The organism is Flavobacterium sp. N2820 (assembly GCF_025947285.1).
Lineage (GTDB): Bacteria > Bacteroidota > Bacteroidia > Flavobacteriales > Flavobacteriaceae > Flavobacterium.
On the sequence record NZ_CP110008.1, the window covers coordinates 2,756,421 to 2,775,954 of the forward strand.

Sequence of the window (19,534 nt, forward strand, 5' to 3'; positions counted from 1 at the left end):
CATGTCAAAGAAAACCATATTCATTTTATTAGGAAGTGCAATCGGATTAATCTTATTGTTAGTTGGACTAAAAAAAGGTGGCGTTATCGGAAATAATGATGATTCAAAAATTGTAGAATTATCAAAAGTTGCGCAAACTACAATTGTTGAAACCGTTTCTGCAACCGGAAAAATTCAACCAGAAATTGAAGTTAAAATTTCATCTGAAGTTTCGGGAGAAGTTATTGCATTACCTGTGAAAGAAGGGCAACAAGTAAAAAAAGGCGATTTATTAGTACGAATTAATCCAGATTTATATGAATCAGGAGTAAATCGTTCAGTAGCATCTATGTCGACAACAAAAGCCGGATTAACACAAGCCGATGCACAAGTAAAAGAAGCTAAAGCCAGTTATGATAGAAGCAAAAAATTATTTGACAAAGGTATTATTTCAAGAGCAGAATGGGACAAAGCGGTTTCTGCTTATGAAGTTGCAGTTGCCAACAAACAATCGGCTTATTATCAAGTACAAAGTGCTTCCGCAACTGTTACAGAAGCAAAAGATAACTTAGGAAGAACTACAATTTATGCTCCAGCAGACGGAACAATTTCGTTATTAAACATTGAATTAGGTGAAAGAGTTTTAGGAACGCAACAAATGACAGGAACTGAAATTCTTAGAATTGCGAACTTAAACAACATGGAAGTTGAAGTAGATGTAAACGAAAACGATATTGTAAAAATAAACATTGGTGATTCGGCTAAAATTGAAGTTGATGCGTATTTAAAAAGGGAATTTAAAGGAATTGTTACGAGTATTTCCAATTCGGCAAGTACGGCGTTAACAGCTGATCAAGTAACTAACTTTAAAGTAAAAGTTAGAATTTTAAAAGAATCGTATCAAGATTTATTAAAAGGCAAACCAGAAAACTATTCGCCTTTTAGACCAGGAATGACGGCTACTGTTGATATTATTACCGAAAGAAAAGAAAAAATTATTGCTGTACCAATTAGTGCTGTTGTAATTAAAGATGATACTACTTCTGTTAAAAAAGACATTGTTGCGGAGTTAGAAAAAGAAGATCAAGAGAAAAAAGGAACAGCTCCAAAAAGTGATAAAAAATTCGAATGTGTTTTTGTTAAGGTTGGCGATAAAGCAAAGCTTCGTGTAGTAAAAACAGGTATTCAAGACGATTCAAATATTGAAATTATATCAGGTTTAAAACCAGGTGAAGAAATTATCATTGGTCCATATACCACTGTTTCTAAAGATTTAGTTTCAAATGATAAAGTAAAAGTGGAGTCTGAAAAAGATAAAAAAGACAATACTAAAAAAGAAAAATAAGATTTCTTATTAGTTAATTTGGGTAAGTAAGACGTTAGAAATAGCGTCTTATTTTTTTTAGAAAAGATTACGTAGTAACTTTGCTGTTCAAAAATCAATTATGTCGCTTATTTTAAATTTAGAAACCGCCACAAAAAATTGTTCTGTAGCCTTGGCTAAAGACGGAAAAACTATTGCATGCAAAGAAATAGCAGCACAAAATTTTTCACATGCAGAAAAATTACATGTTTTTATAGAAGAAATTTTAAGTGAAAATAATATTCAATTTTCAGATTTGAATGCGATTGCGGTGAGTCAAGGACCTGGTTCTTACACAGGTTTGCGAATTGGCGTTTCTTCGGCAAAAGGGTTGTGTTATGCATTGAATATTCCATTGATTGCACTAGATACATTACAGCTTTTAGCTAAACAAATCACAATAGAAAACGGTATTATTCTGCCAATGATTGATGCACGTAGAATGGAAGTTTTCTCAGCTTTTTACGATAAAAATCACATCCAAATTCGAACTACTCAAGCCGAAATAATCGATGAATTATCCTATCAAGAAATTTCAGAAATTATTCATTTAGTTGGTGACGGAATTGAAAAATTCAAAAACACATTGACAGATGAGAAATTTATATTTCATAGCGATGCTGTATTTCCTTCTGCAAAAGAAATGAGTGAATTGTCGTTTAATAAATTCAAAATAAAAGACTTTGTTGATGTTGCTTATTTTGAACCTTTTTATTTAAAAGATTTCGTTTTATCTAAGTAAAAAAATTATTCTTTGTGAATTTCCACTTGATGTGGATATGGAATTTCGATACCAACTTGATCAAAAGCTTGTTTAGTTTTTTCTAAAACATCCGATTTTACTTTCCAATAATTATCAGTTAAAGTAAATGGGCGAACAGCAAAATCAATTGAACTGGTGGCTAAATTTGTAATAAATACCGCAGCTTCTGGCTCGTTTAATACTTCAGGAATTGATTTTAAAACGGTTTCTATTGTTGACTTTGCTAACTGTAAATCGGTTGTATAATCAACAGAAAGAATTAAATCAACTCTTCTAATTCCGTTGACAGTATAATTTGTTATAACACCATTTGATAAAGCTGCATTTGGAATTATAATTTGTTTGTTGTCTGGCGATGTTATTACTGTAGAAAATATTTTTATATCTTTTACAGTTCCTAATACACCTTGTGCTTCAATAAAATCACCCAATCTAAAAGGTTTAAAGAGAATAATTAAAATTCCACCAGCAAAATTGGAAAGTGAACCTTGTAGCGATAAACCGATAGCTAAACCAGCGGCCCCTAAAATGGTTACAAATGCAGAGGTTTCTATGCCAAGTTTTGAAATTACCGTAACAAAGAGTAATATACGCAAGGTCCAAAAAATTAAATTTCCAATAAAATTAGAAAGCGTTAATTCTACATTACGACTTACCATTAATTTTTTAGCAGCTTTAGTTATAAAACTAGTAGCCCATAGTCCAATTAAAAGGATCAGAATTGCCACTACAAACTTTGGAGAGTATTCTAGGATTAAATTTTTTATGGTTTCGAAATAATTTTGGATTTCTAATGCTGTCATGGTTCTATTTGAAGTGAATTGTAATTACAAAGATAAAGTTTGTATCCAAAATAAACTAATTGCATTTTGTTTTTACTTTTAATCCAGTTTAATTTAAAGTTATCAAAAGGTTTGTTTTTTGTTTGAAAAACTTATAATTGATAACATTAAATTAACGTAAGAATGAAAATCTTGAAAGACTTTTGCATAAAATTAATTCATATAAAATGGAACAGATTTATATTATAATGTTAATTGCTCTAGCTATACTTGCTATTACTGATTTAATGGTAGGAGTTAGTAATGATGCGGTTAATTTTTTAAACTCTGCAATTGGTTCGAAAGCGGTTTCGTTTAAAACAATCATGATTGTTGCGAGTTTAGGAGTTGCAGTTGGAGCTTTGTATTCAAACGGAATGATGGAAATTGCCAGAAACGGAATTTTTACACCAAGTATGTTCAGTTTCAACGATGTTATTATCATCTTTTTAGCGGTAATGATTACAGATGTATTGTTGTTAGATGTCTTTAACACATTAGGATTACCAACATCAACAACAGTTTCTGTGATTTTTTCATTGTTAGGTGCTTCAGTGGCTTTGGCAATTTACAAAGTATATGTAAGTGGTGATAATTTCAGTACATTAGGAAATTACATCAATACTGAAAAAGCATCAGAAATTGTATATAGTATTTTGCTTTCGGTTGCCTTATCTTTTGCCTTAGGTTCATTAGTACAATATGTTTCAAGGTTAATTTTTACGTTCCATATCGAAAAAAGATATAAGTATGTAGCTGCACTTTTTGGTGGAGTTGCTATGACAGCTATTACCTTTTTCATTTTGGTAAAAGGATTAAAATCAATCACTTTTGTGCCTTCTCAAGTAAAAGATTTTATTAAAGAAAGTCCACTTACTATTATTGCTTATTCATTAATCCTATGGACAATTGTTTGTCAATTACTAATAAGTGTTTTTAAATACAGCGTTTTCAAATTTATTATTATTGTTGGTACATTTGGATTAGCACTTGCTTTTGCAGGAAATGATTTAGTAAACTTTATTGGTGTGCCAATTGCGGCTTATCAAGCTTTTGAGATTTGGGCTGCACCCGGACAAACTGTTGGAGCAACTGAATTTATGATGTCTGGTTTAGAAAAGGAAAATTTACCAGCGCCTTTTATCTTTTTAGCATTGGCTGGATTAGTAATGGTGTATACTTTATGGACATCAAAAAAAGCTAAATCTGTAATTGAAACAGAGCAGAATTTATCAAGACAAGGTGAAGGAAATGAGAAATATAATGCCAATACACTTTCAAGAAATTTAGTTAGAGCAATGATGTATCTTGGTAATATCATCAGTTTTATTTTACCAAAATCGTTGCAAAGAAAATTAGATGCGCAGTTTGTTCAGCCAGAATATACTGGAAAGAGAGATGAGCAACCAATGTTTGATATGGTTAGAGCTTCAGTGAACTTAATTGTAGCTTCTATCTTGATTTCAATTGGAACTTCTATGAAATTACCATTATCTACTACTTATGTAACTTTTATGGTGGCAATGGGTTCGTCTTTTGCTGATAGAGCTTGGGATAGAGAAAGTGCTGTGTATAGAGTAGCAGGAGTTTTTAATGTAATTGGAGGTTGGTTTGTAACAGCTTTAGCAGCTTTTTTATCTTCAGCAATTATCGCTTATATCTTATTTATCGGAGAAGTATTTGCTTTCTTTGCGTTTATGATTGTGGTAGCTATTTTCTTTTATAGAAGTAATCAAATTCACAAAAAGAAAGTAAAAGAAGAAGAAGAAATTAAAAGTTTAAGAAAAGAAGATATTGTTACTATCAAAGAAATGATAACTGAAAGTTCATCTCAAATTTCAAAGGTGCTTCACAAAACAAGCACGCTATATACAAGTGTGATTGATAATTTAGGTTTGCAGGATTTAACTAAATTAAAAGAAAATAAAAAAGCGCACAAAAAACTAGAAAAAGAAATAGATGAACTGAAAAGTAATGTGTTCTATTTCATTAAGAATTTAGATGAAACTTCTGTAGAGGCTAGTAGATTCTATATTTTAATCTTAGGTTATTTACAAGACATGGTTCAGTCTATTGATTTTATTACAAATAGCAGTCATTCGCATGTAAATAATAATCACAAGAAATTAAAATTCAATCAAATTCGTGATTTAAAAACGATTGATGTTCAATTACAAACATTGTTAAGTAAATTAGAAGAGAGTTTTAAAACAGAAGATTTTACTAAATTAGATGAAATTTTAAAAGAGAAAAATACATTTTTAGGAACTATCGAAAGTTTAATTACAAAACAAATTGTTAGAATTAGAACTACTGAGACAAGTCCTAAAAACAGTAAATTATACTTTGCTTTACTTTTAGAAACTAATGATTTGATAAAATCAACTATGAGCTTGCTAGAGTTGTTCAAAGAGTTTAATCAACAAAACAATAAGAAGTAATTAATTAGTACTTTAAATATATTAAAAATGGGGCTATAAGCCCCATTTTTTGTTTTCTACTATTTATTTAAATAAGAGTTTTAAAGTTTACCCGAAATTTTATTGTTTGGTAATGCACCTTATTTAATAGATATTTCATAAGGCATAATTGCTTGAATACCTTTTCTACTTTTTACACGTTTAATTTGTTCAAGCATTTGAAATCCTTCTTCGCCTAATTGCTCTTTTAATAATTGCTCTTTGGTTTTAAACATTGCAATTCCAGTAAAATTAGCTAAAAAGTCTTCAAAATTTTTCTCATATTCTGGAAAGTTCTCGGTTCTGTACGAAGTTGTTTTGCCTAATTTAGCAGCATATTTAATAGCATCCTCTAAGCCTCCAATTTCATCAACTAAACCAAGCTTGTGTGCATCAATTCCTGTCCAAACTCTTCCTTGCGCAATAGAATCTACTTGTGCTGTTGTCATTTTTCTACCATCAGCTACACGTTTCAAGAAAGTAGCATACGTTTTTTCGATACTTTCTAAAACATAACCTTTAAAGTTTTCGTCAATTGGTTCAAAAACACTATAGCCACTTGCGTTAGCATGAGTTTGTACTTGTTCAGCATTAATTCCAATGTTTTTACCCAGTTGGTTCATGTTTGGTAACATGCCAAAAACACCTATAGAGCCTGTAATTGTGTTTGGTTCTGCAAAAATTCTGTCTGCATTGGCTGCAATATAATAACCACCAGATGCGGCATAATTTCCCATAGAAACTACAACAGGTTTTACTTTTTTAGTAATCTCTATTTCTCTCCAAATTAATTCAGATGTCAATGCACTACCACCAGGGCTATTTACACGCAATACAATGGCTTTTACATCATCATCTTTGCGCGCTTCTTCTAATGAACGTTTAATTGAGCCTTCACCAATTACATTAACATCGCCTTCACCACCTGCAATTTCTCCTTGTGCATAAATTACAGCAATAATGTCGTCTTTTGAATAATCTTCAACCGTTGAAGCAGCCTTTTTTGCATAATCAGTAATACTTACAATGTTGTATTTTTCTTTTTTATCTACTTTTAATTTAGCTCTAATCATGTTGTGATATTCATCTTCATAAGCTACTTTGTCAACTAATTTATTGGCTAAAGCTAATTCAGGTGTTCTTGCGCCTAATGTATTTGCAATTGCATCAAGTTGAGCAACCGTTAATTTTCTGCTTTTTGCAATATCTGATACAATTGTTCCCCAAACCGAATTTAATAAAACCGTCATTTGTTCACGATTTTCTGGACTCATTTCTTGTGCTAAGAAAGGTTCTACGGCACTTTTGTATTTTCCATGACGAATAACTTCAAATTTAACTCCTGATTTTTCCTGAAGTTCTTTCATGTATAAAATTTCAGATGACAATCCTTTAAAATCAACTTCTCCAACCGGATTCAAATAAATTTGGCTTGCAACAGAATTCAAATAATACTCACCTTGAGTAAAGTAATTCGCATAAGCATACACAAATTTACCCGATTTTTTAAATTCTTCTAATTTATCACGAACCGATTTACTTTGCGCTAAGCCTAACTGCGATTGATTATTCAAGATTGAGATTCCTTTGATTTTGTCATCAGTTTTAGCCGCTTCTATCGCGTTTAAAATATCAGTAACACCATCATGATGCGCTTCAAAGTAATTAAAGTCTTTGTAATTTGTTTTTCCTGCGTAGTCTAAAGATACTTTTGATAAGTCTAATTCAATTACTGAATTTTCTTTTACTTTAACAGTGTCTTCGCTGTTCCCTGCAATTGCGCTAATGATGATGATTCCGAAGAAAAAAATCATGAAAAAAATAAATATTCCAACAATAGTTGCTAATACATTTCCTAAAAATCTCATTTTGATTCGTTTTTATTAATTAGCTATAAGTAGTTAAAAGCACAAAATTGTTACATGTTCATAAAAAAACCAAAAAGGTAAATTATAAGTCTAAAATTGTTTGTTATTTTGCCAATATGAGTCAGCATCAAGTAATTTTATCGTTAGGAAGCAATCAAGGCAATCGATTAGAAACGATTCAATCTTGCATTGGTTTGATTCATAGTGAAGTAGCAACGGTTGTAAAGGTTTCTAAAATTTATGAAACACCTGCTTGGGGTTTTGAAAGTGAGCCGTTTTATAACTGTGCCGTTCTAATTCAAACGTCAAAATCGGCTCAAAAGCTGCTCAAACAGATATTAAAGGTTGAAAACAATTTGGGTAGAGTGCGTTCAAAAGATGTGGGTTACCAAGCACGAGTTATCGATATAGATATCATTGCTTTTGATGAAGAAATTATTTCGACTGAAACGTTGCAAGTTCCACATCCATTAATGCAAAATCGCAAATTTGTGTTGCAACCCCTCTTGGATTTAGGATTGAATTGGGAACATCCAACGCTGAAAAAATCAGTTGTTCAATTGTTAGTTCAAACAGAAGACAAAAGTGAAATAAAAGCCGTTCATTCCATCGTTTCTCCTATCGAAAAATTGCAATTACAACAATTCAATTACATAGCTATTGAAGGGAATATTGGTGCTGGAAAAACTACTTTAGCATCAAAATTAGCAGAAGATTGCAATGCAAAATTAGTGTTAGAACGCTTTGCTGATAATCCGTTTTTGCCAAAATTTTATAAAGATCAAAGTCGTTATGCATTTCCATTAGAAATGTCTTTTTTAGCCGATAGATACCAACAATTAGCTGATGATTTAGCGCAATTTGACTTATTTAAAGATTTTGTAGTGGCCGATTACCACATTTTTAAATCCTTGATTTTTGCCAAAGTTACGCTTCAAGAAGACGAATTTCGATTGTACAAAACCATGTTTGACATCATCCATAAAGAAATGCCAAAACCTGATTTGTATGTGTATTTGTATCAAAATACTGAACGCCTTTTAGAAAACATCAAAAAGCGTGGTAGAAGCTATGAGCAAGAAATTCCAGCAGATTATTTAGAAAAAATTAATCAAGGTTATTTAGATTACATCAAAACACAAACCGATTTGAATGTATTGATAATTGATGTTTCGAATTTAGATTTCGTCAAAAAACAAGAAGATTATGTGTTTTTGTTGAATGAAATTAATAAGAAAATTAAAAAGTAATAAAAATTAAATCTTGTCAAGCTGAATTTATTTCAGCTTCAAAAAGAGAGATGCTGAAATGAGTTCAGATGACAAATTATGAGTCTTTTCTAATTATTCTTATTCTAGCGAAGCTTTTGAAACAAATCCCAGATCACAATTCCAGCACTCACCGAAATATTCAATGAATGTTTGCTGCCCAATTGTGGAATTTCAATTACACCATCGCTTAAATTAATGGCCTCTTGCGAAACGCCTTTTACTTCGTTTCCAAAAATTAAAGCATATTTTGTATTGGTTTCTGGTTGAAAATCATCCAACATAATTGCATGTTCAGTTTGTTCCACCGAATATACTTTTACATTTTCTTGTTTCAATTGATTTACCACTTCTAAAACGTCTTTCGCATATTCCCAAGTCACAGTTTCAGTAGCGCCAAGAGCTGTTTTGTGAATTTCTTTGTTGGGCGGAGTAGCCGTAATGCCACACAAATAAATCTTCTCAATCAAAAAAGCATCCGAAGTTCTAAAAACCGAACCAATATTATGTAAACTTCTAATATCGTCTAAGATCACAATGATAGGTGTTTTTTGAGCTTCTTTAAACTCGTCGATGTTTTTGCGTTCTAATTCTGCGTTGGCTAATTTTCTCATGTGGCAAAAATAAGAGAAATGTGGCAATTAGGCAATTTGTCAATGTTACATTTTAAACATACAACTCATTTAAGATCATAAAGGTCTTTTCGAAAAACTTAACTTCTTTGGATTAAAATTTTAGATTTTAGTCTTGCTACTTAATTCTTTTATCTTAATACTTTATTTTCTTACCTTCGCAATCATACTTAAAATTACAAATTGTGGCTAAAAAATCTGCAGCAACTCCCGATAAAGCACCAAAGGAAACACCTTTAATGAAGCAATACAACGAGATAAAAAACAAATATCCTGATGCCTGTTTGTTATTTCGTGTGGGTGATTTTTATGAAACTTTTGGAGAAGATGCCGTGCGTGCGTCACAAATTTTAGGCATTACATTAACTAAACGTGGTGCAGGTTCTGAAACCGAAACTGCTTTAGCTGGATTTCCGCATCATTCAATTAATACTTATTTACCCAAGTTAGTTAAAGCCGGACTTCGAGTAGCGATTTGCGACCAATTAGAAGATCCAAAAATGACTAAAACAATCGTAAAACGTGGTGTTACGGAATTAGTTACGCCTGGAGTTTCGATGAATGATGAGGTGTTGCAATCCAAGTCAAATAACTTTTTAGCATCTGTTCATTTTGGTAAAAAATCACTTGGTGTAGCTTTTTTGGACGTTTCTACAGGTGAATTTTTAGTTTCACAAGGCAATGAAGAATACATTGATAAACTATTACAAAACTTCCGTCCAAGTGAAATTTTAATTCCGAAACAGTTTAAAAATCAGTTTAATTCGGTTTTTGGAGACGATTTTCATACCTTCTTTTTGGAAGATTGGGTGTATAAAGAAGATTATGCGTTAGAAAGTTTGACCAAACACTTTCAAACCAATTCGCTAAAAGGTTTTGGTGTAGAAGAATTAACTGAAGGTTTGATTGCTTCGGGTGCGATTTTGTTTTATTTGTCGGAAACGCAACATAATAAGATACAGCACATTACCAATATTCAACGTATTGCCGAAGATGCTTATGTTTGGATGGATAAATTTACCATTCGAAATTTAGAATTGTATCACAGTTATAATCCAAATGCAGTAACGCTTTTAGATGTGATTGACAAAACGCTTTCACCAATGGGAGCAAGGCTGTTGAAACGTTGGTTAGCACTTCCATTAAAAGATATTTCAAAAATTAGAAGTCGTCATGAAGTGATTTCGTATTTGAAAACCAATCCAGAAGTTTTACAACAAATTCAATATCAAATCAAGCAAATTTCCGATTTAGAGCGTTTGATTTCAAAAGTAGCCACTGGCAAAATTTCGCCAAGAGAAGTTAATTTTTTGAAAGATTCGTTAGATGCCATTATTCCAATTAAAACATTGGCTTTAGCTAGTGAAAATGAAGCTTTACGAATAATTGGAGATAGTTTACATGCTTGCGAATTGTTACGCGAGAAAATCAAAACCACTATTCAAGAAGACGCACCAGTAAGTGTAAATAAAGGAAATGCTATTGCAGTAGGAGTTCATTCAGAATTAGACGAATTAAGAGCGATCTCTTCAACTGGAAAAGGCTATTTGGAGGAATTAGAACAACGCGAAAGTATTGCTTCTGGAATTCCTTCCTTGAAAGTTTCGTTCAATAACGTTTTTGGGTATTATATTGAAGTTCGAAATACACATAAAGATAAAGTTCCAGTCGAATGGATTCGTAAGCAAACCTTAGTAAATGCAGAGCGCTACATTACGGAAGAATTAAAGGAATACGAATCTAAAATTTTAGGTGCAGAAGAAAAAATTCATCAATTAGAGAATCAGTTGTTTGAGCAGTTGGTGAATTGGATTGCGACGTATATCAAACACGTTCAGTTGAATGCCAATTTAATTGCGCAATTGGATTGTTTGACTTCTTTCACGCAATTAGCTATTGATAATAAATATGTTTGCCCTGATTTAGATGAAAGTTATGATTTAGAAATAAAAGAAGGACGCCATCCTGTAATTGAAAAGCAGTTGCCAGTTGGCGTACCTTATATTTCTAATGATGTCTATTTGGATAGAGAATCTCAACAAATTATCATGATTACCGGTCCAAATATGTCAGGTAAATCGGCAATCTTGCGTCAAACGGCTTTAATTGTGTTGATGGCACAAATGGGAAGTTTTGTTCCAGCAGAAAGCGTTAGAATAGGTGTTGTGGATAAAATTTTCACCAGAGTAGGAGCAAGTGATAATATTTCGATGGGTGAATCTACTTTTATGGTAGAAATGAACGAAACCGCTTCGATTTTGAACAATATTTCAGAAAGAAGTTTGGTGCTGTTAGATGAAATTGGAAGAGGAACTTCAACCTATGATGGAATTTCAATTGCATGGGCGATTTCAGAATATTTGCATGAACATCCAAATAAACCGAAAACACTTTTTGCTACGCATTATCACGAATTAAACGAAATGGAAGTTACGTTTGACAGAATTCAGAATTTCAATGTTTCGGTAAAGGAATTAAAAGATACCGTTTTATTTATTCGTAAATTAGTTAAAGGCGGAAGCGCACATAGTTTTGGTATTCACGTAGCAAAAATGGCAGGAATGCCTCAAATTGTGATTCAAAAAGCGCAAAAATTATTGAAGCAATTGGAAAAAAGACATTCCAGTGAAGAATTATCTGGAATTAAATCGGCTAATGATGAATTGCAATTGAGTTTCTTTAATTTAGACGATCCGCTTTTGGAAGATATTAAGGAAGAAATCATGAATATAGATATCAATACCTTAACTCCCGTGGAAGCTTTAATGAAGCTAAACGAAATAAAACGAATGCTGGTTAAAAAATAATTTTAAAATAAAATATTCGTTATCAAAAGGTTATAAAAAAGTTTTAATTTTTATTTAAAAAGTCCTTGCAAGAATAAAAATATGTACTATATTTGCACTCGCAATACGGAACAAGTATAGCGACGTTCTTTAAAGTTTATAATACGAAACGCGAAAATAGCTCAGTTGGTAGAGCGCGACCTTGCCAAGGTCGAGGTCGCGGGTTCGAACCCCGTTTTTCGCTCTATACCAAAATATTTGCTTGAGTGGTGGAATTGGTAGACACGCTGGACTTAAAATCCAGTGGGTAGTAATGCCCGTGCGGGTTCAAGTCCCGCCTTGAGTACAAAAGCTCCGAACATTGTTCGGAGCTTTTTTTGTTTATAAAATTCTTAGTTTAGAATTTTCTATTATCTTTAAAGAATTCTTTATAAAATTATCAATCACAACTATGGGTACATTTGTAATCGCACAACGATTAAGCGGGGTTTATAAATATGAGTTTGTCTCTAGAAAGGGAAAAACAATTTTTACAAGCAACGATTTTGAATTGCGTTTTGAATGTGAGGAAGAGATAGAAAAGCTTAAAAGCGCTATTGATCGATGTGTTTTTATGCGTTTTAAATCTTCTAGTGGAAAGTTTTTCTTCCGATTGATATTGGATGAACATGAAGTGGCTGTTAGTAGAAGATATACCACGCAGTTGTTACTTCAAAAAGGGATTGATGAAATTATCAAGTATGCAGACAAAGCAGAGTTTTTAGATTTTTCATCTGCTGAAGATATTTTTGGTAGTTAGCATAAAAAAAGCCCCACTTAGTGGAGCTTCATTTTTTCTGTCAGCAATTAATTACTTTGCAGGTGCAGCTTCAGCAGGAGCTTCAGCAGGAGCAACAGTAGAATCAACAGCAGTAGAATCAGCAACTGGAGCTTCTTCAACAACTGGAGCTTCAACAACTGTAGAATCTACAGCAGGAGTTTCTGTAGCAGCTTCTTTACAAGAAACGAACATTGCAGCAACGATAGCTAAACTTAAAACAACTTTTTTCATCTTACTAAATTATAAAGGTTAATTATTAATTCGGAGCAAAGATATAAATTTTTTAATAGGTCAAAATATTTTTAGCCTTTTTTTTTAATTTTTTTTCTTTGGATTCCGAAATGCTTTATTTCAAATGGCGTGCCAAACTTTGTTTTTTAATAATTATTTCTAATTATTTGGCTTTTTGAGACTTAGGATAAACAATTGACATCTCTTCAATAAGGTTTTTTGCACCCGCAAACTTATCAATTACAAATAAAATATAACGTGCATCTACCATTATGTTTCTACAGATTTCTGGACTATAATAAATGTCGCTCATGGTGCCTTCCCATACTCTATCAAAGTTTAATCCAATAAGGTTTCCATTTGCATCTAAAGCTGGACTTCCAGAATTACCTCCTGTTGTATGATTAGTTGCAATGAAAGCTAATGGCATTTTCCCATTTTTATCGGCATATCTTCCATAATCTTTCGCATTATACAAATCGATTAGTTTTTTTGGTACATCAAATTCGTAATCACCAGGAATATATTTTTCGACAACACCATCTAAGTAACTTATAGGTTCATAAATAATTGCATCGCTTGGCTTGTAGCCTTTTACTTTTCCATAAGTTACACGTAATGTACTATTTGCATCAGGGAAAATTCTATCGTTAGGGAAGAATTCCATAATACCTTTCATGTAGGTTCTTTGTAAAGCGATATTCTTTAAATTAATTTCATCAAACTTAGGTGCTACATTTTTTTGGTAACTATCTGCAATTGATTTTACCAATTTATATGCTGGATCTTGATTTAACTTCTCTAAAACCGATTTTGCATCACCATTTAATAGTTCTTTTAAACCATTATAGTTCGTCAATTTAGATGAACCAAAAACACTTGCAGTTAAATTTGATGCATTACTATTGTTTAAACTCTCAGGCAAAAATTGTTTTGGCGATTTAGTGGCATATAAATGGATTAATTGTTCAAAAACTTTTTCGTCAACTTGAGCACTATAATCTTTATATAAACCTTCAAAACTTGTGATTAAATTGTTTTTTCTATCTGTAAAAGCTTGTTCGCCTCTTGTGTTATAAACTTGCTCTAATTGATACAGGCGGTAACCAAAAGATAAAATTTCTGAATTACGTAAAACTACTTCACTAAAATAATCTCTTGCAATGGCATATTCTCTAATGTCAGAATAGTTTTTCTCAAAATCAGCTAAAATAGTTCCATACTCAGCTTGTTTACCTGCTTTATTAACTCTTTCTTGGAATTTCTTTTCAAAGTCTTGTTTGATAGCTACTGCATTCGATTTTTTCAAACCTTTCGTTTCACCTATCCATTTTTTCCAATAATTCGCAACACCAGCATATTTTGAAGCATACTGAATTTTAATTGCATTATCTTTTCTCATGAAACCATCTTGTACTTTCAAAGCAGCATCACGAATTTCGATTTTTGCTGGATTTAAATCATTTACAATTTGTTCCACTGCGAATGATGGTAAATATTCCTGTGTTCTTCCTGGATAACCCATTACCATTGTAAAATCGTTTTCCTGAATTCCTTTTGCAGAAACGGGGAAAAAGTGTTTTGGTTTATATGGGACGTTGTCTTTTGAATAGGCTGCAGGACGATTGTTTTTATCAGCGTAAATTCTAAATAACGAGAAATCTCCAGTATGACGAGGCCATACCCAGTTGTCCGTATCTGAACCAAATTTTCCAATAGAACTTGGTGGCGCACCAACTAAACGAACATCTTTGAACGTTTCGGTTACAAATAATAAGTATTGATTTCCATCGTAAAAAGCACGAATCATTGCATCTTGCCAAGCTTCTTTTGGAAAACTTTTGCTTACAGCTGCAATATTTTGTTGAATTTTCTTTTGCTTATCACTTTCTGAAGGAAGATTTAAAACACCTTCAAAAATTTTATTTGTTACATCTTCAATTTTGATGATGAAGGTTACGGTTAAATCTTTGTTTGGCAATTCTTCTTCCATTTTGTATGCCCAAAAACCATCAGTTAAATAATCGTGTTCTACTGTAGAATGACTTTGAATGTTGTCATAACCACAGTGGTGATTGGTTAAAAGAAGCCCTTTTGGCGAAATCATTTCAGCTGTACAACCGCCATCAAAATGAGGAACGGCATCTTTTAAGCTGGAATTATTTACCGAATAAATATCATCGGCACTAATTTTCATGCCCAAAGCTTTCATTTCTTTTTCGTTACTTCCTTTTAATAAAGAAGGAATCCACATGCCTCCTTGTTGCGCTTGAACTTGGAAAACAACTAAAACAAGTAGTAATTTTAAAAATTTCATAAGAATAATTTTATTTAGTGACTTTGTATTTCATTAATTTTCGATTGTGAATTACAAAATCGTGTGCAAGATACAATTTTTGTGCGTTTTCATTATGAGGTTCGACCTCTAAATACACTAATTTTAACGATAATTTAGGAACTTCCTGTTGAATAAATTGAATTGCTTCTTTTCCAATTCCTTTTCCACGCGCAGTTTTTTTGATGAATAATTCGTCTATAAAAGCGATTTTGCCACTATATTCAAAACTAAAAACAAAAGTGAGAATAAGATAACCCACAATTTCATTTTCGTAATAAATCAACCAAGATTTTCCAAGATGTTCATTCGAAATAAATTCATGAAACAATTCTTTAGCCACTTCAATGTTCATAGGATAATTGTCAATCGCATAGAAATCTTGCATCATTTGAGTGATGGTTGAAATAGCTGTAATTTCTAATGGTTTAAAGGTTGTCATTAGCTCAAAATATGATTCATAATCGTTTGAGTTGCCCCTTTATTCATCTGAACAAAAGTGCTGCAAATGTGACCTTTTTCTAATCGTTCCTCTTTGTTTTGAAGTAATAAATCAAAAGATTCATTCAATTGAATTTGATTCTGAATCGAAATACATCCTTCCATATTTACCAATGCGGTAGCTTCTGCAAAATGCGAATAATTTGGACCAATCACAACCGGAACACCAAAAGTTGCTGGTTCTAAAATATTATGCACACCGGGATTTCCAAAACCACCACCTACATAAGCAATATCGGCATAGGAATAAATTTTGGTAAGAATTCCGATAGTATCAATGATAAAAACGTTGTATTCCTGTAGAGACGCGATTAATCGCGTCTCTACATCTGATCCGATTAATCGCGTCTCAACGTTTTCAGAAAACAAAACCGTTTTTTTAGATATAGATTTTTTCAATTCCTGAATTTGTTCTGATTTAATATTATGTGGTGCAATAATAAATTTCACTTCGTCCGAACTTTGATTGATGTAATTCACCAATAAATTTTCATCTTTTGGCCAAGAACTACCCATAACAATAATGGTTTTGTTATCTTTAAATTGTTCGATGAAATCTAAAGAATTATCTCGTTCTAAAATTGAAACTACGCGGTCAAATCGTGTATCGCCAGAAACTTTTACATTGTTGAATCCGATGCTTTGCAAAAGTATTTTTGAGCGATCATTCTGAACAAAAAAGTAATCAAATGTTTTTAAGGCATTTCTGTAAAATCCGCCATACCATTTAAAAAATGCTTGATTTTCTCGTAAAATTCCAGAAATTAAATAAGTTTTAATTTGTTGATTCTTAAGTTCGTTCAAATAGTTTGGCCAATATTCATATTTGATAAAAAATGCCATTTCTGGATGAACTAATTTGATAAATTTTTTTGCATTTGAAATAGTGTCCATTGGTAAATAAACCGTAACATCTGCAATAGTGTTGTTTTTTCGCACTTCATAACCCGAAGGTGAAAAAAACGTAACTACAATTTTATGTGTTGGAAATTGCTGTTTTATGGCCTCAATTACAGGTAAACCTTGCTCATATTCACCTAAAGAAGCCGCGTGAAACCATATCGTTTTGTCTGAGCTTTGAATTTTATTAGCCAAAGTTTGAAAAACCGATTTTCGTCCGTTAACAAAAAGTTTCATTTTTGGACTAAAAACCGCAATTATTTTTAGCAATTGTGAAGCTAGAATTACAATTAAATTATATATTTGATTCATGCCTTTAATTAAGGTTATAAAAGTACGATTGTTTCATCAAATAAAAAAAAACATGAAATTATTTTCAATACGAATGGGTGTTTTTGCTGTTTTATTTTTCGTCTTCAATTTATTAGCAAAGAAGTATCTTTTTGAAGATCAGATTAATGAAAAATCAATATTTGCTACATTAGTTTCTACTATAATAGTTTGTTTATTTCTTTATTTTTTAAACAGAAAAAAAACTACATCAAAAGATAATTAGTAATTTTGCTAACAGAAAATTTCAATTATGAGAAAATTACAAATGGTTGACTTAAAAAGTCAATATGAAAAAATAAAAGAAGAAGTAAATGCTTCTATTCAAGAGGTTTTAGATACGAATACATACATTAATGGACCATTAGTTCACCAATTTCAGGCAGATTTAGAAAAATATTTGGGAGTTAAACATGTAATCCCATGTGCTAACGGAACAGATGCGTTACAAATAGCCATGATGGGATTGGATTTACAACCTGGTGATGAGGTAATTACTGCCGATTTTACATTCGCAGCTACAGTTGAAGTGATTGCTTTGCTACAATTAACTCCCGTTTTAGTAGATGTTGATATGAACAATATGAACATTTCCCTTGACGGAATTCGTAAAGCCATTACACCAAAAACAAAAGCAATTGTTCCGGTTCATTTGTTTGGAAGAGCTGCTAATATGGATGCGATTATGGAAATTGCTCAAGAACACAATTTATATGTGATCGAAGATAATGCACAAGCTATTGGAGCAGATTACACTTCAAAAGATGGTTCTAAAAAGAAAGTAGGAACTATTGGTCATGTAGCGGCTACTTCATTTTTTCCTTCTAAAAACTTAGGTTGTTATGGCGATGGTGGAGCGATTTTTACCAATGATGATGCATTAGCACATAAAATAAGAGGAATTGTAAACCATGGAATGTATGAAAGATATCATCATGATGTAGTAGGTGTAAATTCCCGTTTAGATAGTATGCAAGCTGGAGTTTTGAAAGCAAAATTACCACATTTAGATACTTACAATAAAGCACGCCAAGATGCTGCAAGAAAATACAGTTTGGCTTTAGCTCAAAATTCGAATATTTGGGTGCCAACGATTTGTGAATCTTGTGATTGTCATGTATTTCATCAATATGTAATTCGTATTTTAAACGGAAAACGCGATGGGTTGTTAGAACATTTACAAGCAAAAGGAATTCCTTGTGCGATTTATTACCCAATTCCATTACACAGTCAAAAAGCGTATGCAGATGCTCGTTATAATGAAGCTGATTTTCCAGTTACTAATCAATTGGTAAAAGAAGTAATTGCATTGCCAATGCATACAGAATTAGATGATGAACAAATTAAATTTATCACTGACGCAGTTTTAGAATACGTATAATAGTGTTCAGTCTCAGTATTCAGTCTCAGTTACTGTTTACTGCGACTGTGACTGAAAACTAAAAAATGAAGATATTAGTTACAGGTGGTTTAGGATTTATAGGTTCCCACACAGTTGTCGAATTACAAAATGAAGGTTTTGAAGTAATTGCTATTGATAATCTTTCGAATTCATCTATTGATGTTTTGGATGGTATTGAGCGTATTACAGGAAAAAAACCTCTGTTTGAAAATATCGATTTGAGAGATAAATCGGCTGTTCAAAATTTCTTTTCAAAACACCAAGATATTTCGGGGGTTATTCATTTTGCTGCTTCAAAAGCGGTGGGTGAAAGTGTTGAAAATCCGCTATTGTATTATGAAAACAATATCAATTCTTTAGTGTATTTACTTCAAGAATTACAAAAAAAGCCAGAAGCGCATTTCATTTTTAGTTCGTCTTGTACAGTTTACGGTCAAGCCGAAAAAATGCCAATTACTGAAAATGCACCTATTCAAACTGCGATGTCACCTTATGGAAATACAAAGCAAATAGGTGAAGAAATTATTACAGATGTTACTAAAGTAACCAATATCAATTCCATTTTATTGCGCTATTTTAATCCAATTGGAGCACATCCTTCGGCTGAAATAGGTGAATTGCCTTTAGGTGTTCCTCAAAATTTAGTTCCGTTCATTACGCAAACTGCTTTTGGACTTCGTGAAAAGCTATCGGTTTATGGTAGCGATTATCCAACACCCGACGGAACGGCTATTCGTGATTATATTCACGTAGTAGATTTGGCTAAAGCACATGTTATAGCTTTACAACGTTTGTTAAAGAAGCAAAACTTAGAAAAAGTAGAAACGTTTAATTTAGGAACAGGAACGGGAAGTTCGGTTTTAGAAGTTATAACTGCTTTTGAAAAAGTTGCTAAAAAAAAATTAAATTATCAAATTGTTGGAAGAAGAGAAGGAGATATTACTACTGCTTTTGCCAATACAGATAAAGCTAATTCTGTTTTAGGATGGAAAGCACAATCTACATTAGAAGAAGCTTTATCAAGTGCATGGAAATGGGAGCAAAAAATCAGAAATCAGTAAACAATAGTTAAAAAT

General features: G+C 32.1%; 15 protein-coding genes and 2 tRNA genes. 10 read left to right on the forward strand and 7 right to left on the reverse strand.

Translation table 11 applies throughout. The features are described from left to right. Position 1 precedes the first annotated feature (1 nt). Together OLM52_RS12925 and tsaB are read left to right on the forward strand one after the other, a co-directional pair. Positions 2 to 1,324, forward strand: coding sequence for an efflux RND transporter periplasmic adaptor subunit (locus OLM52_RS12925; protein ID WP_264548912.1), 1,323 nt, complete (start codon positions 2 to 4; stop codon positions 1,322 to 1,324). Positions 1,325 to 1,424: 100 nt separating this feature from the next. Next, positions 1,425 to 2,084: a tRNA (adenosine(37)-N6)-threonylcarbamoyltransferase complex dimerization subunit type 1 TsaB gene (tsaB, locus tag OLM52_RS12930; RefSeq protein WP_264548913.1), complete on the forward strand. Its 660-nt coding sequence runs from the start codon at positions 1,425 to 1,427 to the stop codon at positions 2,082 to 2,084. 5 nt (positions 2,085 to 2,089) lie between these two features. Here tsaB and OLM52_RS12935 read toward each other — a convergent pair whose 3' ends face one another. After that, the gene (locus OLM52_RS12935; protein WP_264548914.1) at positions 2,090 to 2,908 is read right to left on the reverse strand and encodes a mechanosensitive ion channel family protein; all 819 of its coding nucleotides are present in this window, start codon (positions 2,906 to 2,908) and stop codon (positions 2,090 to 2,092) included. Positions 2,909 to 3,114: 206 nt separating this feature from the next. On the opposite strand from OLM52_RS12935, the gene OLM52_RS12940 reads away from it, so the two are divergent. Further along, positions 3,115 to 5,367 carry an inorganic phosphate transporter gene (locus tag OLM52_RS12940; RefSeq protein WP_264548915.1) on the forward strand — a complete coding sequence of 751 codons (2,253 nt, stop codon included), beginning with the start codon at positions 3,115 to 3,117 and terminating at the stop codon, positions 5,365 to 5,367. A gap of 119 nt (positions 5,368 to 5,486) precedes the next feature. On the opposite strand, the gene sppA is transcribed toward OLM52_RS12940, so the two are convergent. After that, a complete protein-coding gene (gene sppA / locus OLM52_RS12945) occupies positions 5,487 to 7,253 on the reverse strand; it encodes a signal peptide peptidase SppA (RefSeq protein ID WP_264548916.1) in 1,767 nt (588 codons plus the stop codon). Positions 7,254 to 7,369: 116 nt separating this feature from the next. On the opposite strand from sppA, the gene folK reads away from it, so the two are divergent. Further along, positions 7,370 to 8,503, forward strand: coding sequence for a 2-amino-4-hydroxy-6-hydroxymethyldihydropteridine diphosphokinase (folK, locus tag OLM52_RS12950; protein ID WP_264548917.1), 1,134 nt, complete (start codon positions 7,370 to 7,372; stop codon positions 8,501 to 8,503). Between the two features lie 104 nt (positions 8,504 to 8,607). On the opposite strand, the gene OLM52_RS12955 is transcribed toward folK, so the two are convergent. After that, a complete protein-coding gene (locus tag OLM52_RS12955) occupies positions 8,608 to 9,135 on the reverse strand; it encodes an RNA methyltransferase (RefSeq protein WP_264548918.1) in 528 nt (175 codons plus the stop codon). 257 nt (positions 9,136 to 9,392) lie between these two features. Between OLM52_RS12955 and mutS the strand changes: the two genes are divergently transcribed. The 4 genes from mutS (at position 9,393) to OLM52_RS12975 (ending at position 12,738) form a co-directional block, all read left to right on the forward strand. Beyond that, entirely contained in the window at positions 9,393 to 11,960 is a 2,568-nt protein-coding gene (gene mutS, locus OLM52_RS12960) for a DNA mismatch repair protein MutS (protein WP_264550552.1), read from the forward strand. A gap of 150 nt (positions 11,961 to 12,110) precedes the next feature. Continuing rightward, positions 12,111 to 12,183 (forward strand) — tRNA-Gly (locus tag OLM52_RS12965). A gap of 16 nt (positions 12,184 to 12,199) precedes the next feature. Further along, positions 12,200 to 12,285, forward strand: a tRNA-Leu gene (locus OLM52_RS12970). A 105-nt stretch (positions 12,286 to 12,390) separates the two neighbouring features. After that, positions 12,391 to 12,738, forward strand: a complete 348-nt coding sequence (locus tag OLM52_RS12975; RefSeq protein WP_264548919.1) for a YegP family protein — start codon at positions 12,391 to 12,393, stop codon at positions 12,736 to 12,738. A 51-nt stretch (positions 12,739 to 12,789) separates the two neighbouring features. Here the strand turns inward: OLM52_RS12975 and OLM52_RS12980 are convergent, their stop codons facing one another. From OLM52_RS12980 to OLM52_RS12995, 4 genes are all read right to left on the reverse strand, one after another. Continuing rightward, complete coding sequence (locus OLM52_RS12980; RefSeq protein WP_264548920.1) at positions 12,790 to 12,990, reverse strand: hypothetical protein; 201 nt, start codon at positions 12,988 to 12,990, stop codon at positions 12,790 to 12,792. A gap of 163 nt (positions 12,991 to 13,153) precedes the next feature. Beyond that, positions 13,154 to 15,307, reverse strand: a complete 2,154-nt coding sequence (locus tag OLM52_RS12985; RefSeq protein ID WP_264548921.1) for a S46 family peptidase — start codon at positions 15,305 to 15,307, stop codon at positions 13,154 to 13,156. A 10-nt stretch (positions 15,308 to 15,317) separates the two neighbouring features. Continuing rightward, complete coding sequence (locus OLM52_RS12990) at positions 15,318 to 15,767, reverse strand: GNAT family N-acetyltransferase (protein WP_264548922.1); 450 nt, start codon at positions 15,765 to 15,767, stop codon at positions 15,318 to 15,320. Further along, a complete protein-coding gene (locus tag OLM52_RS12995) occupies positions 15,767 to 17,038 on the reverse strand; it encodes a 3-deoxy-D-manno-octulosonic acid transferase (protein WP_264548923.1) in 1,272 nt (423 codons plus the stop codon). Before OLM52_RS12995 ends, OLM52_RS12990 begins: the two co-directional genes overlap by 1 nt. Before the next feature lie 271 nt (positions 17,039 to 17,309). Between OLM52_RS12995 and OLM52_RS13000 the strand changes: the two genes are divergently transcribed. Both OLM52_RS13000 and galE read left to right on the forward strand, forming a co-directional pair. Beyond that, the gene (locus tag OLM52_RS13000) at positions 17,310 to 18,437 is read left to right on the forward strand and encodes a DegT/DnrJ/EryC1/StrS family aminotransferase (RefSeq protein ID WP_264548924.1); all 1,128 of its coding nucleotides are present in this window, start codon (positions 17,310 to 17,312) and stop codon (positions 18,435 to 18,437) included. A gap of 65 nt (positions 18,438 to 18,502) precedes the next feature. Next, positions 18,503 to 19,519: a UDP-glucose 4-epimerase GalE gene (gene galE, locus OLM52_RS13005; RefSeq protein WP_264548925.1), complete on the forward strand. Its 1,017-nt coding sequence runs from the start codon at positions 18,503 to 18,505 to the stop codon at positions 19,517 to 19,519. Positions 19,520 to 19,534 lie beyond the last annotated feature (15 nt).

Excerpts from the sequence above, each read along its gene's own strand:
- OLM52_RS12975 (WP_264548919.1), top strand. The coding sequence starts at position 12,391 with ATGGGTACATTTGTAATCGCACAACGATTAAGCGGGGTTTATAAATAT.
- sppA (WP_264548916.1), bottom strand. The coding sequence starts at position 7,253 with ATGAGATTTTTAGGAAATGTATTAGCAACTATTGTTGGAATATTTATT.
- OLM52_RS12980 (WP_264548920.1), bottom strand. The coding sequence starts at position 12,990 with ATGAAAAAAGTTGTTTTAAGTTTAGCTATCGTTGCTGCAATGTTCGTT.
- galE (WP_264548925.1), top strand. The coding sequence starts at position 18,503 with ATGAAGATATTAGTTACAGGTGGTTTAGGATTTATAGGTTCCCACACA.
- OLM52_RS12940 (WP_264548915.1), top strand. The coding sequence starts at position 3,115 with ATGGAACAGATTTATATTATAATGTTAATTGCTCTAGCTATACTTGCT.
- OLM52_RS13000 (WP_264548924.1), top strand. The coding sequence starts at position 17,310 with ATGAGAAAATTACAAATGGTTGACTTAAAAAGTCAATATGAAAAAATA.
- OLM52_RS12925 (WP_264548912.1), top strand. The coding sequence starts at position 2 with ATGTCAAAGAAAACCATATTCATTTTATTAGGAAGTGCAATCGGATTA.
- OLM52_RS12935 (WP_264548914.1), bottom strand. The coding sequence starts at position 2,908 with ATGACAGCATTAGAAATCCAAAATTATTTCGAAACCATAAAAAATTTA.
- folK (WP_264548917.1), top strand. The coding sequence starts at position 7,370 with ATGAGTCAGCATCAAGTAATTTTATCGTTAGGAAGCAATCAAGGCAAT.
- tsaB (WP_264548913.1), top strand. The coding sequence starts at position 1,425 with ATGTCGCTTATTTTAAATTTAGAAACCGCCACAAAAAATTGTTCTGTA.
- OLM52_RS12990 (WP_264548922.1), bottom strand. The coding sequence starts at position 15,767 with ATGACAACCTTTAAACCATTAGAAATTACAGCTATTTCAACCATCACT.
- OLM52_RS12955 (WP_264548918.1), bottom strand. The coding sequence starts at position 9,135 with ATGAGAAAATTAGCCAACGCAGAATTAGAACGCAAAAACATCGACGAG.
- OLM52_RS12995 (WP_264548923.1), bottom strand. The coding sequence starts at position 17,038 with ATGAATCAAATATATAATTTAATTGTAATTCTAGCTTCACAATTGCTA.
- mutS (WP_264550552.1), top strand. The coding sequence starts at position 9,393 with ATGAAGCAATACAACGAGATAAAAAACAAATATCCTGATGCCTGTTTG.
- OLM52_RS12985 (WP_264548921.1), bottom strand. The coding sequence starts at position 15,307 with ATGAAATTTTTAAAATTACTACTTGTTTTAGTTGTTTTCCAAGTTCAA.